Raw genomic sequence first — 14266 nt, 5'->3', positions numbered from 1 at the left:
GCTTTCTGCTAATTGGGGACGTGTTATTTCGTGCAGACGCTTTCCGTCTGCACGAAATAACACGTCCCCAATTAGCAGAAAGCCCGTCCCCTTTTGAATGCCCGCGACGGCTAGTCGCGCCCGTTCCAGCAGTAGGTGCAGACCTTCTTGCGGTCGATGCCAATGGCCTCGAGCATGCCGTCGAGGCTCTGGTACTCGAGCGAGTCGAAGCCCATCTCCTCGCAGATCGAGCGCAGCAAACAGCGCCCGCGCTCGGTGCGGCCGTCGGCGTACTCGTCAAGGTGCTTCTCGCCCTCGTCGCCCTCGAGCTCGCGCACCTTGCGACGCGCGATGAGCTCGTACTCGGAGCGGCTGCGGGAGAACGAGAGGAACTTGCAGCCGTACATGATCGGCGGGCAGGCGGAGCGCATGTGCACCTCGGCGACCCCGGTGTCGCGCAGGAAGTCGATGGTCTCGCGCATCTGGGTGCCGCGGACGATGGAGTCGTCGACGAGCAGCAGGCGCTTGTCGCGGATGAGCTCGGGCACCGGGATCTGCTTCATCTTGGCGACGCGGTTGCGCACCTCCTGGTTGGCGGGCATGAAGGAGCGCGGCCAGGTGGGCGTGTACTTGACGAAGGGGCGCGCGAGCGGCACGCCGGACTCGTTGGCATAGCCGATGCCGTGGGGCAGGCCCGAGTCGGGCATGCCGGCGACGTAGTCGACCTCGGGAAGCAGACCCGCGGCGCGCTCGTCGCGGGCCATGATCCGACCGTTGCGATAGCGCATGACCTCGACGTTGACGCCCTCGTAGTTGGAGTTGGGATAGCCGTAGTAGACCCACAGGAACGCGCAGATGCGCATCTCGTCGCGGGCCGGGGAGATGGTCTCGTAGCCGTCCGCCGTGAGACGCACGATCTCGGCGGAGCCCAGCTCGTACTCGTCGGCATAGCCGAGCTTGCCGTAGGCAAACGACTCGAAGGACACGCAGTAGCCGTCGTCGTCCTTGCCGATGAGGACGGGCAGGCGGCCCATGGCATCGCGCGCGGCGATGAGCTCGCCGGACTCGGTCATGATGAGCAGCGTGAGCGAGCCCTCGATCTGATCCTGCGCGTAGCGGATGCCGTCGACGAGGCTGCCCTGCGTGTTGACGAGCGCGGCCACGAGCTCGTTGACGTTGACCGCGCCGGAGCTGGTGGCCATGAACTGGTGGCCGTCGGCCTCGAAGCGCGCCACGAGCTCGTCGGCGTTTCCGATGGCGCCCACCGTGGAGATGGCATAGACGCCCAGGTGGGAGCGGACGAGCAGCGGCTGCGGGTCGGAGTCGGAGATGCAGCCCATCGCGCAGGTGCCGGAGAGCTCGGGCAGGTCGTGCTCGAACTTGGTGCGGAACGGCGTGTTCTCGATCGAGTGGATCTGGCGGTTGAACCCGCCGCCCGGGCGGCATGAGACCATGCCGGCGCGGCGCGTTCCGAGGTGAGAGTGATAGTCGACGCCAAAGAACACGTCGAGCGCAACGTCACGATGAGAAACGGCGCCAAAGAACGCTCCCATATGCTCCTCCGAGTTCATGCTGGGTGCACGGTCATTAAGAACCCCAAGAGTATACTCGCGCGCCCCGCGCCCTGAAGAGGCCTCGCACAATAGAAACATCATGAACACGCTGCTGGGCCGCGTGGCGCACGCGTGGTGTCTGCAAAACCAGCCTTCGATCCATATTCCCGGATCGCGCGAGACAAAACCGGGCTTCGATCCATGCCATTTTGCCTAGTTGCGACGATGAAGTTAGCTTGGTCGAACTATTTATCTGGTCTTTTGTCAACCACTTGGCCAAAGAGGGAGTGCCAGGCCGGCTCAAGCCCAGTTTTTTCATGGACTGAAGCCCAGTTTTGTTTTCAGCGGAACGAGAATATGGATTGAAGGTCGATTTTGCAGGCTCAGCGGGCGACATTTGGGGCCGGTTCGATTGTCGCACGGCAAGCGAGTATGCTTGTGACAGCAATCGGCAGCAAAGAACGGGAGCCTCCATGAGCGAAAAGTGCGTCCTGGTGGGACAGTCGGGCGGGCCCACGTCCGCCATCAACTCGAGCCTCGCAGGCGTCATCGCCGCCGGCGTCTTTGACGGGACGCGCATCGAGGGCATGCGCTACGGCATCCAGGGCTTCCTCGACGGCCGTTCCGTCCGCCTCGACGAGGCGTTCCTGAGCCGGGTCGACATCGAGCTCCTGCGCAACACGCCGGCGAGCTGGCTGGGCAGCTGCCGCTACAAGCTGCCTCTCCCCTCCGAGGACGAGGCGGTCTACCAGCGTCTCTTCGGGCGCTTCGAGGAAATCGGTGCTGACGCCGTGCTCTACATCGGCGGCAACGACTCCATGGACACCATCGCCAAGCTCTCCGAGTACGGACACCAGACGGGCAGCGACATCAGGTTCCTCGGCGTGCCCAAGACCATCGACAACGACCTCGTGGGCACCGACCACACCCCCGGCTACGGCAGCGCCGCCCGCTTCGTGGCCACGGCCGTGAACGAGATTGCCTACGACGCGGACGTCTACGACCTCAAGAGCGTCACCTTCGTCGAGATCATGGGGCGCGACGCCGGCTGGCTCGCCGCGTCCAGCGCCCTCGCGCTCGCGGCGCCCGACCTCGTGCTGCTGCCCGAGGCCCCGCTCGACCTCGAGGCGCTCCTCGATCGCATCGCCTCGCTGCTGGGAGAAAAGAACACCGTGATGGTGGGCGTGAGCGAGGGCGTCCGCACCCCCGACGGCAGGCTCCTCTGCGAGCTCGCCGCCGAGCCGGGCGTGGGCGTCGACGAGTTTGGTCACCTCGCGACCTTGTCCGGCACGGGTCGCTACCTCGCCGCGCTGGCGAAGGAGCGCCTGGGTTGCAAAACCCGCTCCGTGGAGCTCTCGACGCTGCAGCGCTGCGCCAGCTACGCCGCCAGCAGGACTGACCTCGACGAGGCCTTTGACCTGGGTCACTTTGCCTACAACGCCGCGCTTTCGGGCCAGACGGGAAAGATGTGCGCGCTCGAGCGCGTCTCCGACAGCCCCTACGCCGTCCAGACGCGCCTCGTCGACGTCGCCTCCGCGGCAAACCAGGTGCGCCATGTCCCCCGCGAGTGGATCAGCGAGGACGGCATGGGCGTGCGCGAGGAGCTTCTCCGCTACATGCGCCCGCTCGTGGGCGAGCTTCCCGCCCAGATGGCCTCGCTGGACTAGCGAGGCGCCATCAGCGCTGCAGGCGTCGTCAGCGTCGCAGACACTGCCGCCACTGCAGGCGTCCCTAGCGCTGCAGGTGCATGCAGGTCTGCGTGGCGCGCGCGACGGGCGTCCCGAGCTCGTCGGTCACGGAGCAGGTGTAGAAGGCGAGCGTGCGCCCGTTCTTGTCGACGTCGGCCGTGGCGATGAGCTTCTCGCCGCGTGCCGCGCTCATGAACTCGATCGTGCTGCTCACGGACACGGTCACGGACTCGCCCACGTTGGACGCCACCGCAAACGCGAGGTCGGCCACCGTGAAGATGGCCCCTCCCATCACGCCGCCCTTCTCGTTGCGGTGCCCCGGCGTGATGTCGAACTCGGTGACCGCGTGGCCGCGCGCGGCCTCCACCACGCGACAGCCGCAGGCCTCCGTTGCAAAGCGGTCGTTCTTGAAGACCGCCTGGACCTCCTCGAGCGAGGCGTTCTCGTCGATCAGAGCCATTCGTCCTCCTTGATCTTGATGCCGAGAAGGCCGATGAGCTGCGCGGCCTGCTCGGGACTCACGACGGCACCGCGTAGCTCGTGCAGGTCGCTCGAGACGCGGATGCCGGAGATGTCGCAGGTAGAGAGGTCCATCCCGTCAAGGCTCGTGCGAAAGACCGTCGCACGCGTGAGGTCGCAGCGGTCGAGCTCGACGTGGCTGAGCCTGGCCTGGTGAAGGTTTGCCTCGGCAAGGCCCGTTGAGCTGGCGCGCAGCCGGCTCACCGACGCCTCGGCGAGGTCGCAGTAGGCAAACTGGCAGTCCTCCAGGGAGACGCCCGTGAGCCTGCCCTTGAGAAAGCTTATCCCCGGCGCGGAGCACGAGCGGAAGTCGCAGCGGTTGAGCCAGCTGCGCCCCAGATCACAGCGCACAAACCGGCAGCCCGAGAAGAGCACGTCGGAAAACGTGCAGTTGGCCAGGCTCACGCTCTCGAAGGAACACCCGCGAAAGACGGCGTTCTCGAAGGCGGTGCCGCATGCCGCGACCTCTGAGAGCTCGAGCCCTGAGAACGCAGACCCAAAGACTCGGGCGTCCGGCTCCGTAAGGCGCGCGAGAAGGTCCTCCCGGCTCAGGTTCTCCCCGAGATTGGGCGTGACCTGCGCAAAGCCCCTCGTCTTTGCCGGACCTAGGCGGGACACCTACGCCACCCGCACGATCTTGGTGCCGTGGACCTCGCCGACGCCAAGCGCGGACGCCACGGACTCGGCGTTCTCCCAGGTGATGCCACCGCCCGGAAGGATGATGATGCGCCCGGCTGCGCGCTCGACGTAGGCGCGCAGGCGCTCGAGGTTGTCCGCGATGGGCGTGCCCGCGGCGCCGCCGTGGGTGAGGATGCGCTCGACGCCCTGGTCGGCAAGCCAGTCGATTGCCTCGAGCTGGTCGGCCGGCGCGAGGGCGTCAAAGGCCATGTGGAAGGTCACGTCAACGCGACCGGGGGCGTCGGGCGAGTCCTCATGCGCGAGACGGACGAGCTCGGCGGTGAGCGCGCGGTCCAGGCGGCCATCGCGCAGGCAGCCAAAGACCACGCCCGTGACGCCCAGGCGCTTTGCCAGCGCGAGGTCGTCGCGCATCATGGCGGCCTCCTCGGGGGTGTGCTCGAAGCTGCCCCCGCGCGGACGGACCATGCACATCACGTCGACACCGTGGTCGCGCGCGAAGGCGACGGCAGCGCGAATGACGCCGTAGCTCGGCGTGGTTCCGCCCACGGCGAGGTTGTCGCAGAGCTCGATGCGCGCGGCGCCGGCGGCAACGGCAGCAGGGACGAGCTCCATGTTCTCGGCGCAGAACTCGCGGGTAAGCGCGCCTAGCACAGCTTGTCCTCCCACTCTGCCTCGCGAAATCCCACGAGCACGAAGTCCTCCCCCACCACGATCGGGCGCTTGACCAGCATGCCGTCCTCGGCGAGGAGCGCGAAGGCATCGGCGTCCGAGAGCCCGGCGTCGAGCTGGGCCTTGATGTTACGCTCGCGGTAGAGTCGGCCGCTCGTGTTGAAGAAGCGACGCACAGGAAGACCCGAGCGCTCCTGCCACGCGGCGAGCTCCTCGGCCGTGGGGTTGTCCTCCACGATGTGGCGGTCCGTGTAGGAGATGCCGCGCTCGTCGAGCCACGCCTTGGCGCGTCGGCAGGTGCTGCACTTGGGATACTCAACAAAGAGCACGTCATCCATGGTGTTTCCTTTCGCTTGCCGTTGTGTCGCGGCCATACGGGCAAGTGTAGCACGCTGCGACCGGGCGCCGTTCGAGGCCCCGGCGAGCCGCCGACGAGGCCGGCGAGCGCCTTATGTCTCGGGCGACCACGCACGTCGCCCATTTTTGAGCGGATGTTAACGCTCACAATGGCCGTTGTGCGTGGTCGCCCGAGGGGCACGCCGGATTTCTTACCCCTCGATAACTCTACTGCCTCACTCGCGTATACTCTCAAATCGACCTCAGGGAGGACTCTTCATGAAGACGATTCACGTCGCAGCGGCGATCATTTGCAGGGACAATCAGGTACTCGCGGCTCAGCGCGGCTATGGCGAGTTTAAAGACGGATGGGAGTTTCCCGGGGGCAAACTCGAACCTGGCGAAACTGGAGAGCAAGCGTGCGCCCGAGAGATTGAAGAGGAGCTTTGCGTCACAATCGGGAATCTGTCGCACCTGTGCACAATCGAGCATGATTACGACACCTTCCACCTCTCGATGGAATGCTTCCTCTGCGAGATCGTCGATGGCGCCATCAATGACACCGAGCACGAGAATCTTCTCTGGCTTAGCACCAACCATCTTTGGGATGTCGACTGGCTTCCCGCAGACGTCAAAGTCGTCAGAGCTCTTGAGGAGCGTCTCGCAGGCTAAACGCCCACCTGCTCCTCCTTTTCTTCGAGAAGTTCAATGTTGCTGGTTAGGTAGTCATACAGGTCTTGGCGGACTGGATCCATTAGCTCATAGGTGATCTCCACCGCCGATTTGGTGGTGCCAGGCATGATGAACTCCCTAAACTCACCTGTCGGCCGCATCTCACCCAGAAAATAAAACTCCTTGCTACCGTCACCGTCATTTTTGTTCTTGCGAACAAACAGGTATGGTTTCATTCCGTTTCCAGGGCACTGGCGAATACGCTCGATTTCTTTGGAATCTAGATGGCGCGACTGCTTTGAAATTGCAATGAGCTCATGATTTGAGATGAATCGATCCTCGTACTTCGTCGTGTCCGAGATGTCCGGATCCTTCTCGTAGTTGATAAAGACGGGGAAGGTTTTTGTCTTGTCGTCGTACTTGTAGCCTCCGATGTTTTGTCCGTTCACGTTCTTTTCCCAATTAAGCAGGTAACAGACCTCTTCATAGGTGTATTTCGCATTAAGGACGAGGTTGGTGCTTCGGTAGGGCCTTTGATACGCAAGGCGATGCCTTTCGAGACCGAAGTCGACAGCCTCAAGAACTTGCCGCTTGAACTCGACGTCCCCCAACATCTTGGCAAACTCTTCCGACAGAACGCAGGCGTCTCCGACCTCTCGCACCAAGGGGACAAACCCTTTGAGCGTCAAGAAAGAACCGCTCAGGAGAGAAATCGCGGAGTGTCGGGCTTCCTCGAGCGTTCGACCGTCATAAAAACGTTCAAAAGAAGATGCCTCCTCCTCAACCTGGCTCTCCCCAAGAATGAGTCGCTTGAGCAGCAGGAGATCTTCCAGCTGTTTGCCGCTTGCAAGCTTCTGGGAGATGAACTTAAGGACGCCTTCCTGACGGCTAGAAAACGTGACCGTATATTCCGATTCATACTTTTGAAGAAAAGCATGGTAGGAGCCGAACTTTTTGAAAATACGCAAGGGATCAATAGATCCATTCGCGTCAAACTCGCTGAGCGAGGGTATCCGACCGAGCATTTGCCTCAAGCTTCTATACTCATCGCGTAAGAGCCTCGCAGCGCTGAAATCACCTCCGTCGATGGCTTCATAGATTCTCGCTTCGGAGATCTTGTCAAAGCTCACCGTGGAGCATCCCGGAATTACCGAGCTCCCTTCCTTGACAATAGCCCGCAGCGTATCCTTGTTGTAAGATCGGTCTCCCGACAGAGCTATGGGAACAAAGAAGTTCTTTTGATAGTTCCCGATGAAATCAAGTACCAGCGCGTAATCCTTGCCTTCACTCTTCCTCAGCCCACGACCCAGTTGCTGCACAAAGACAATCGCCGACTCCGTACGTCGCAACATGACGATCTGATTGAGTGATGGGATATCAACACCCTCATTAAAGATATCGACGGAGAAGATATACTCAAGCTCCCCCGCCTCAAGCCTTGCGATTGCCGCATCCCTCTCCTCATCAGAGTTCTTGCCGCTCAAGGCACATGTCCTATATCCCAGCTCGTTTAATTGTCGAGAGAGCTCTGCAGCCTCGTCGTTCCTATTGCAGAAAACAAGTCCTCGCCGATGGCTCCTGCCAACGGTATACTGCTCGATTTTTGACGTGATGTGTTTAACACGCTCCGACGATGTCAGCCGGGAAAAGAACGTGGGGTCGTCGATGTCCTCATCGTCAATCCTCAGATCGGCGATACCAAAGTAATGAAATGGCGCAAGCATGTCGTTAGCAAGAGCATCCTGCAGTGTAATTTGAAATGCAATCACATGATTGAAGAGTGCAAAGACGTCGTAGCCGTCGGTTCTCGTTGGAGTCGCGGTCATGCCCAGATAGAACTTAGGCGTGAAGTAATCCATGATTTTCTGATAGCCGCCTGATCCCGTTCGGTGAGCTTCGTCGATCACGATGTAGTCAAATGCATCACGCGAAAACTCATCGAGATGCCTTACGATGGTTGAGCACATGGCAAAGACGCAACTCTCTCCTGCGTCACCTGCCCCGGGAACATACGCACAGCAGCTGTATGACGTACCGAGCAGCCTCTGGTAACTCCGACGTGACGCATCTATGATTCGTTGCCTGTGCGCCAGAAAGAGAACGCGCCTCGGCTTGACAGCGGCGATATCAAAGGCGGACAAGTAGGTCTTCCCCGTGCCCGTAGCAGAAACGAGAAGCGCACGTGGCTCATTTCGCTCGTGAAGTTTAGCGAGAGCTTCAAGAGCGGATCGCTGCATCTGATTGGGACGAATCTCTCCGTCATACTCTGCCGTAGGTGACGGATTTGCTCTAAACGTCGCGTGTGAAGGCTGCCTTTTCTGCGAAGAACGGGACGTCTCGTATCCTTCGATCCATGCCTCAGTAATCTCGGACGTCAGTCCGTCTTCCCAGAGGTCCTCAAACTCATTACGTAGCGAAAGGAGCAGACCACCCTCACCGTAGGATCGGAACATAATGTTCCATTCACGGTTACACGTGAGAGCCATCTGCGTGAGATTGGAACTTCCAACAATAACGGTACTCGTATCGCCACGATCGAATACATATCCCTTTGCGTGGAGGTTTCCCTGATAGACACGAGTGGAGATATTTCGATAGCCGAGCAGCTTTCGAAATACGTCAGGTGAGTTGAAGTTGAGATAAGTCGAGGTGAGAACACGGCCGCAAACGTCGCGCTTTTCGAGCTCGGAGAGAATCTCCACCAGCGGCTGAAGCCCACTTTCCGAGACAAAAGCGACGCAGATGTCGAAGCGGTCACACTTGGAGAGCTGCCGCTTGATCGTCGTAAGAAGGTCGCTTCCGGTTCTTTTGTCGTTGGCTATCAGTCGAGGAAGAAACCTCTCGGAGACCTTTTCCGACACATCAACAAAGCCGGCTCGAAGACCGCGCTCAAAGTTCTCCCGCTCTGACGGACCGGAGACGGCCTCCGCCTCAACGACACGAATCTCATCCATCGCACGCCTCCTGGAAATGGCACCACATTGCCAGGATAGCAAACGCGATAAGTGCGGTCTCAGCCTATCTGTCCCCAGTTTTGAACTGCCGAGATTATCGTATCGAGGATCTCGTCCATCTGAAGCTCGACGAACTCCTTGCACCAGTTGGGACAGTCTCCAAGCTCGCAAGACCGGCAGTCTTCGATAAGTGCCCGGATCTCGCTTCTGAACCAACAGTAATATGGACTGAAACGTGACATATGGCGGCCTCCTCTCGCCTGATAGTCTGAAGCGATCTCGTCTCCTTTCCGCATCTTATCGGGCGATCCGATCAATCAACACGATCATCCGCCTCACCGCACACGCTATACTCCCTTCAATGAAGCTACCCCACCCGAGGAGGCGCTATGACTGAGCCCGCGACCACGCCCGTCAGAAACATCGTCTTTGACATGGGCGGCGTGCTCATGAACTTCGACGGCCCGTACTTCGCGAGCCTGTTCACGGACACGCCCGAGGACGCGGCGCTGCTCAACGGCGCGCTCTTCGGCTCGACGATGTGGTCGCTGCTGGACTCGGGGACCATCACACATGAAACCATGCGCCGCTACGCGGAGAACCACCTGCCGCAGCGCCTTCACCCCAACCTCCACGAGTGCATCGCGCACTGGCCCGAGCACTCGGAGCCCTTCGAGGAGACCAACGACCTCGCCATTCGCCTCAAGTCCGAGGGCTACGGCATCTACCTGCTCTCCAACGCCAACACCAACATCATGAGGCAGCTCGGCCACGCGCCGGCCTGCCGCTTCCTGGACGGCATCGTGGTCTCCGCCAAGGAGCGCCTGATGAAGCCCGACCCGGCCATCTTCCGCCTGCTCTGCGACCGCTATGACCTCAAGCCCGGGGAGTGCCTCTTCGTGGACGACAACGAGGACAACTGCATCGGCGCGCGGACGGCGGGCATGCGCGCGTTCCACTTCACGCACAAGCCCCACGGAGACGTCACCGAGCTCGAGGCCACCATCCGCCTGCTGAGCTGAGCCGCTAGCCCGACACGCCAACACCCAGCAGGACGACCCACGCAAGAAAGACGCCGAGAAGGACTCGCAGCCCCCAGCGCACCTCTTGGCGAACGGTCAGTCCCGCGAGCGCGGGCACGCGCCGGCGCAGCGGTCGTCGGTCAAGCAGCAGGTAGCCGCAGGTCAGAGCCATGATCGGCATCACCACGAGGTACGAGGCCGCTTGCAGCCAGCGCGGGTAGGAGCTCACCGAGGGCATGGGCCTCACGTAGGCGACCACGCACCCCGCGAGCACGATCGCAAGCCCGCACAGCACCAGCACGTTCCAGGCGACCCCCGCCCGGGCCGGCACGCGCCCGAGCCACGCCCAGCGCCCGGCACTCCCCCAGCTTTCGGGGAGCCCCGGGATCGCAAGACGAAAGCGGTGCGAGGACTCAAAGGTCGGCGGCTCAAGCTCCGTCGCCGCGACGCTCCCAGCCGCGCCCTGCGTGGCGAGAAACGCGTCCCGGAGCTCCCGAGCAGTCGCAAAGCGCGCCGCGGGATCGAGCTGCGTCGCCCAAACGATCACGGCCCGCAGCGCCTCCGGCACCCCGGCCGCGGTAAAGCCCGCCTCGCGGTCCGCCGTCCCCGGCTCGCGACCGGTCACGCAGAAGAACAGCATCATTCCCAGCGCAAAGACGTCGCTCGTCACGCCGGTCTGCCCAAAGCCAAACTGCTCGGGCGGGGCGTAGGAGCGCGTGCCAAAGTGCGTGGTGTCCTGCTCGGCGCCCGCGCGGTAGGACCGCGCGATCCCCAGGTCGATGAGGGTGACGCCGCCCTCTGACACCATGACGTTGCTCGGCTTGAGGTCACGGTGGATCACCGGAGGGCCCAGGCGCTCGTGAAGCTCGCTCACGGCGTCGCAGAGCTCGGGAAAGACGCGGCGCGAAAGCTCGAGGCGCGCCGCCGGCCCCTTGCACGCCTCCACGTGCTCGGCGAGCGTCTGGCCCGGGACCAGTTCCATCACCACCACGAGGTCGCCGTCGCGCCGGTGGCACTCGAGCAGGCGCGGCAGGTGCGCGAGCCTCACGCCACGGGCCTGCGCCGAGAAGACCTCCTCGTAGGCGCCGCCCAGCCCGGATTCGCCACGGATGCGCTTGCGAACGAAGGGCCCCAGCTCGGAGCCGTTCTCGCCGCGAAAGAACACGCGCTCGGTAGTCTCGAGCGCGCTGTCCTTGAGCACCGCGTCAACGCGGTAGCAGTCGTCGCGCGCGAGGGCGTCGAGATAGGAGGCAAGTTCGTCGTTGGTGTCCATGCGCCCATCCTAGCAGAGCGTGACAAGAAGGGGCGGGGCCGACGCCGCTCGCACGCGTCGGCCCCGCCGGGAGGAGTCAGCCCGCTCGCGGGCAGTCGCCGGAAAGCCGCCCGCCGGGAGCTGCGCGGCACGCCCGAGGCACGCGCGCAGCGCGCCTGCAAAGCCGCCCGCTAGCAGATCGTCCGCTCCCCGAAGCGGTAGAGCTCCTCGTTGACCTTCTGCAGCGAGCAGCCGCGGTCCAGGCAGAAGATGATGATCGCGTCGCGCCGGTCCTTGCAGTAGAGCTCGCTCACGCCGGCCGCGGTGAGCGCCCGGTTAGTCTCGCGCAGGGTGAGGGCCATGGCAAAGGCGATCTGCAGCACCTTGTCCCGGCTGGGGTTGCGGGTTCCCTTGAAGATCTGATAGCCAAACGTGTCGTTGAGGTCGGCCATGCGGACCACGCGCGAGCGCTCGAGCCCCTTCTCGTCGAGCAGCTGCTGGAGGTACTCGGCCAGCGTGCGCGCGCCGGGCCGGTTGCGCTCGAGGTACCCCTCGAGACTCGATGTGCTCAGCAGCTCGTCAAGCAGCTCCTCGGTCAGACGCTCGGCCATCGCTCCCCCTTTCGCGCAGCTTGAGCATAGCAGACACGGTTAGAAGCCCGTCACGTCCGCAAGCTCGTAGGACGCGACGGAGGACAGCGGCTCAAACCCCATGGCCTCGAACTTCCACGTCCCGCCCGCGGGGAGGTTGTTGGTGTTGGCGTACGCCGTGCCAATCTGCGCCCCATCGGCGTCCAGCAGCCGGTAGCTCACCTGGACGTAGGAGACCTCGGCGTCGGAACTGTTGGTGAACGTGCCGGAGATGGTCACGGAGTAGTCGTCGCCGGTCATCTGGACGTCCGTGATGGCATAGGCGGCATCGTCGGCCTCGGGCGCGGCGTCGGTCTCGGGCGCGTCGGCGGCGTCCTCGGGCTGCACGGACACGTTCTCGGTGGAGACCGCGTCGCTCGTGACGTCATCTATGGCCGCGCTCACGGCGCTCTGCATAGCGAGCACGATGCCGCACGCAACGAGGTTGATGACCAGCGCCGCAATGGCAATGCCCTTGCCCGCCTTCTTGCCGCGAACCGTTCCCACCACGCCCACGACGGACAGGACGAGACCGATGACGCCAATGATGAACGAGAGGTTGTTGACGATGGGGATCCACGACGAGACCGCCGCAAGGATTCCCAGCACCAGCCCCGCAATCGCCATGCCGGACGTCGCCTTGGCCTGGTCGACACTGTTGTCACTCATGTGCGCTCCTTCTGTTTTGGGTTCCTGATACGTGCACCGTATCAGCTGCGCGAGCGGAAAACATTAGCTGCGAGCATGGGACAGCGGGGCAGTTTTGTGCTAGGCAACGCCGGCCGCCGCGGCTTCCGCCCGCATCGACGCGCTATGCTGGTATCGAGCACACATCACCCCGAAAGGCGCCCCATGGCACAAAAACTCACCGAGCAGGAGCAGGCGGCCGTCGTCGAGCTCGCCAAGCTCCTCGGCAAGAAGCTCCCCACCGCCCACCGCAGCAACGCCGGCGGCATCGCGAGCGGCCTCGTCCGCCTGCGCAAGCGCCCGCTCACGGCGGCCGACGTCAACGCGGTCCTGGACAAGTACGGCGCCGGCGCGGACGAGCTCGAGGCCCTTCTCACCCTGGACGTCCTCGAGCCCACCGACGGGGGCTACCTGCTCGTCATCCCCGCCCGCGAGGACGCGTCGGAAGAGAAGGACGCCGCCTCCGACCAGCGCGCCATCGCCAAGGCCGAGCGCCCCCGCCCGCCCGCGCGCCGCGACGCGCGCACGCTCTCGCGCCTGGACACCGTGCGCAAGCAGACGCCCGAGCTCGAGGACGTCCGCCGCAAGATCATCGACCTCGACCCGCGCCTGTGGATTAACGGTTGGCTGCTCAGCACCCCCGACGCCTACCTCCTCTATGAACGCGAGCTGCGCGCCCTCTCTCGCGAGCTCACGGGCAAAAAGACCCTCGGCGACGGCCGGCTTAGCCTGCGCGAGCTCTCCTACCGCGTCTTTGGGGACGAGAAGTTCCTGGCCCTCGAGTCGGAGGGCCGCAAGCTGCTGCACCTCATGGGGCTCTCGGACGTAGTGTCCAGCCGGCCCCAGGTCAAGCTCGAGCTGCTGCACCACATCCCGCGCCACCACCGCCACCTGCGACTCGTTGTCTCGGAGAACCTCGACCCCTGGGTCAACATGAGAAACGCCATGTACCTCGACGGCCGCAAGCGCCTGTTCGGCGAGCGCGTGCACGGCGTGGTCTTTGGCAACGGATACCTGGTGGACGACCCCCACAAGCTGCCCGACCTCATCGCGTCGCTCGGCGCCGAGGACGTCCGGGTGCTCTACTGGGGCGACATCGACCGCGCCGGCCTCTCGATCCTCGCCAAGCTCGCGGACATGGCCGAGGGCCGCTTCAACGTGGAGCCGTTCGTCGCCGCGTACCGCCTGATGCTGCGCCGCGCGATGGAGCGCTTCCCCGACCCGCTCGAAAACGAGCCCACCGACCAAAGCAGCGTCCCCGTGCGCGGCCTCGAGCTGCTCGAGGGCTCGCTCAAGAAGCGCGAGGCCTCCTACCTGCGCTCCGTTATCGAGCACGCTCGCCTCATCCCGCAGGAGATCCTGACGGCGGAGGACCTGTAGCGGACAGCGCCCCCTTGTCTGCCGTCGCGCTTTCCCGGCCCGTGTCACGCCGGGCGAGAAGCGCGTTGCGCATTCCCAGGTCGTGGTAGCGACCGCAGCCGCGAACAGCCCGGGAGCAACGCGAAGTCGCTCGTTGCGCTGCCCTCCGTTGCGATTTTCCGACCCGTGTCACTCCGGGCGAGAAGAGCGTCGCACTTTCCCGGGCCGTGGCAGCGGCGCCCATCCCCCCTCCCCGGCGCCCTGCCATGCCCCCAGGATCCGCAACGCGCAGCCCCGCCGCCCGCGCC

The 14266-nt window shown here is 63.5% G+C and carries 13 protein-coding genes; 4 read left to right on the top strand and 9 right to left on the bottom strand.

The window, feature by feature from the left end:
• Positions 1–110: 110 nt before the first annotated feature.
• Positions 111–1532, bottom strand: coding sequence for an amidophosphoribosyltransferase (locus B5F85_RS07900; protein WP_087316102.1), 1422 nt, complete (start codon positions 1530–1532; stop codon positions 111–113).
• Positions 1533–2005: 473 nt separating this feature from the next.
• On the opposite strand from B5F85_RS07900, the gene B5F85_RS07895 reads away from it, so the two are divergent.
• Positions 2006–3199: a diphosphate--fructose-6-phosphate 1-phosphotransferase gene (locus tag B5F85_RS07895; protein WP_087316100.1), complete on the top strand. Its 1194-nt coding sequence runs from the start codon at positions 2006–2008 to the stop codon at positions 3197–3199.
• A gap of 64 nt (positions 3200–3263) precedes the next feature.
• Here B5F85_RS07895 and B5F85_RS07890 read toward each other — a convergent pair whose 3' ends face one another.
• The 4 genes from B5F85_RS07890 to B5F85_RS07875 are packed head-to-tail and all read right to left on the bottom strand — an operon-like array spanning position 3264 to position 5385.
• A complete protein-coding gene (locus tag B5F85_RS07890) occupies positions 3264–3680 on the bottom strand; it encodes a PaaI family thioesterase (RefSeq protein WP_204204690.1) in 417 nt (138 codons plus the stop codon).
• Positions 3671–4357: a pentapeptide repeat-containing protein gene (locus tag B5F85_RS07885; protein ID WP_087316098.1), complete on the bottom strand. Its 687-nt coding sequence runs from the start codon at positions 4355–4357 to the stop codon at positions 3671–3673. The genes B5F85_RS07890 and B5F85_RS07885 overlap by 10 nt, the downstream gene beginning before the upstream one ends.
• Positions 4358–5029, bottom strand: a complete 672-nt coding sequence (locus tag B5F85_RS07880) for a copper homeostasis protein CutC (RefSeq protein ID WP_255373652.1) — start codon at positions 5027–5029, stop codon at positions 4358–4360.
• Positions 5023–5385 carry an arsenate reductase family protein gene (locus B5F85_RS07875; RefSeq protein ID WP_087316095.1) on the bottom strand — a complete coding sequence of 121 codons (363 nt, stop codon included), beginning with the start codon at positions 5383–5385 and terminating at the stop codon, positions 5023–5025. The genes B5F85_RS07880 and B5F85_RS07875 overlap by 7 nt, the downstream gene beginning before the upstream one ends.
• Positions 5386–5662: 277 nt before the next feature.
• Here B5F85_RS07875 and B5F85_RS07870 point away from each other — a divergent pair, with 277 nt between their 5' ends.
• Positions 5663–6055: a (deoxy)nucleoside triphosphate pyrophosphohydrolase gene (locus tag B5F85_RS07870; RefSeq protein WP_087316093.1), complete on the top strand. Its 393-nt coding sequence runs from the start codon at positions 5663–5665 to the stop codon at positions 6053–6055.
• Here the strand turns inward: B5F85_RS07870 and B5F85_RS07865 are convergent.
• Complete coding sequence (locus B5F85_RS07865) at positions 6052–9009, bottom strand: DUF3427 domain-containing protein (protein ID WP_087316091.1); 2958 nt, start codon at positions 9007–9009, stop codon at positions 6052–6054. The genes B5F85_RS07870 and B5F85_RS07865 overlap by 4 nt on opposite strands.
• Before the next feature lie 389 nt (positions 9010–9398).
• Between B5F85_RS07865 and B5F85_RS07855 the strand changes: the two genes are divergently transcribed.
• A complete protein-coding gene (locus B5F85_RS07855) occupies positions 9399–10031 on the top strand; it encodes an HAD family phosphatase (RefSeq protein ID WP_087316087.1) in 633 nt (210 codons plus the stop codon).
• A 4-nt stretch (positions 10032–10035) separates the two neighbouring features.
• Here B5F85_RS07855 and B5F85_RS07850 read toward each other — a convergent pair whose 3' ends face one another.
• The 3 genes from B5F85_RS07850 to B5F85_RS07840 all read right to left on the bottom strand — a co-directional run bounded on the left by B5F85_RS07850 (position 10036) and on the right by B5F85_RS07840 (position 12581).
• The gene (locus B5F85_RS07850; RefSeq protein ID WP_087316085.1) at positions 10036–11304 is read right to left on the bottom strand and encodes a serine/threonine-protein kinase; all 1269 of its coding nucleotides are present in this window, start codon (positions 11302–11304) and stop codon (positions 10036–10038) included.
• 170 nt (positions 11305–11474) lie between these two features.
• Positions 11475–11894: a transcriptional regulator gene (locus B5F85_RS07845; protein ID WP_087316083.1), complete on the bottom strand. Its 420-nt coding sequence runs from the start codon at positions 11892–11894 to the stop codon at positions 11475–11477.
• A 39-nt stretch (positions 11895–11933) separates the two neighbouring features.
• Entirely contained in the window at positions 11934–12581 is a 648-nt protein-coding gene (locus B5F85_RS07840; protein ID WP_087316081.1) for an FxLYD domain-containing protein, read from the bottom strand.
• 183 nt (positions 12582–12764) lie between these two features.
• Here B5F85_RS07840 and B5F85_RS07835 point away from each other — a divergent pair, with 183 nt between their 5' ends.
• Entirely contained in the window at positions 12765–13979 is a 1215-nt protein-coding gene (locus tag B5F85_RS07835; RefSeq protein ID WP_239386791.1) for a Wadjet anti-phage system protein JetD domain-containing protein, read from the top strand.
• Positions 13980–14266: the final 287 nt, after the last annotated feature.

The sequence above is a fragment of the Olsenella sp. An293 genome, assembly GCF_002159495.1.
Taxonomy (GTDB): Bacteria; Actinomycetota; Coriobacteriia; order Coriobacteriales; family Atopobiaceae; genus Thermophilibacter.
The sequence above is the reverse complement of the archived record's forward strand: the minus strand, read 5'-3'. Positions and strand labels throughout refer to the sequence as shown.

What these genes read in the sequence shown, in the direction of transcription:
- B5F85_RS07865 (WP_087316091.1), bottom strand. Translation starts at nt 9,009, where the DNA reads ATGGATGAGATTCGTGTCGTTGAGGCGGAGGCCGTCTCCGGTCCGTCA.
- B5F85_RS07855 (WP_087316087.1), top strand. Translation starts at nt 9,399, where the DNA reads ATGACTGAGCCCGCGACCACGCCCGTCAGAAACATCGTCTTTGACATG.
- B5F85_RS07870 (WP_087316093.1), top strand. Translation starts at nt 5,663, where the DNA reads ATGAAGACGATTCACGTCGCAGCGGCGATCATTTGCAGGGACAATCAG.
- B5F85_RS07850 (WP_087316085.1), bottom strand. Translation starts at nt 11,304, where the DNA reads ATGGACACCAACGACGAACTTGCCTCCTATCTCGACGCCCTCGCGCGC.
- B5F85_RS07840 (WP_087316081.1), bottom strand. Translation starts at nt 12,581, where the DNA reads ATGAGTGACAACAGTGTCGACCAGGCCAAGGCGACGTCCGGCATGGCG.
- B5F85_RS07845 (WP_087316083.1), bottom strand. Translation starts at nt 11,894, where the DNA reads ATGGCCGAGCGTCTGACCGAGGAGCTGCTTGACGAGCTGCTGAGCACA.
- B5F85_RS07890 (WP_204204690.1), bottom strand. Translation starts at nt 3,680, where the DNA reads ATGGCTCTGATCGACGAGAACGCCTCGCTCGAGGAGGTCCAGGCGGTC.
- B5F85_RS07835 (WP_239386791.1), top strand. Translation starts at nt 12,765, where the DNA reads ATGGCACAAAAACTCACCGAGCAGGAGCAGGCGGCCGTCGTCGAGCTC.
- B5F85_RS07895 (WP_087316100.1), top strand. Translation starts at nt 2,006, where the DNA reads ATGAGCGAAAAGTGCGTCCTGGTGGGACAGTCGGGCGGGCCCACGTCC.
- B5F85_RS07900 (WP_087316102.1), bottom strand. Translation starts at nt 1,532, where the DNA reads ATGGGAGCGTTCTTTGGCGCCGTTTCTCATCGTGACGTTGCGCTCGAC.
- B5F85_RS07875 (WP_087316095.1), bottom strand. Translation starts at nt 5,385, where the DNA reads ATGGATGACGTGCTCTTTGTTGAGTATCCCAAGTGCAGCACCTGCCGA.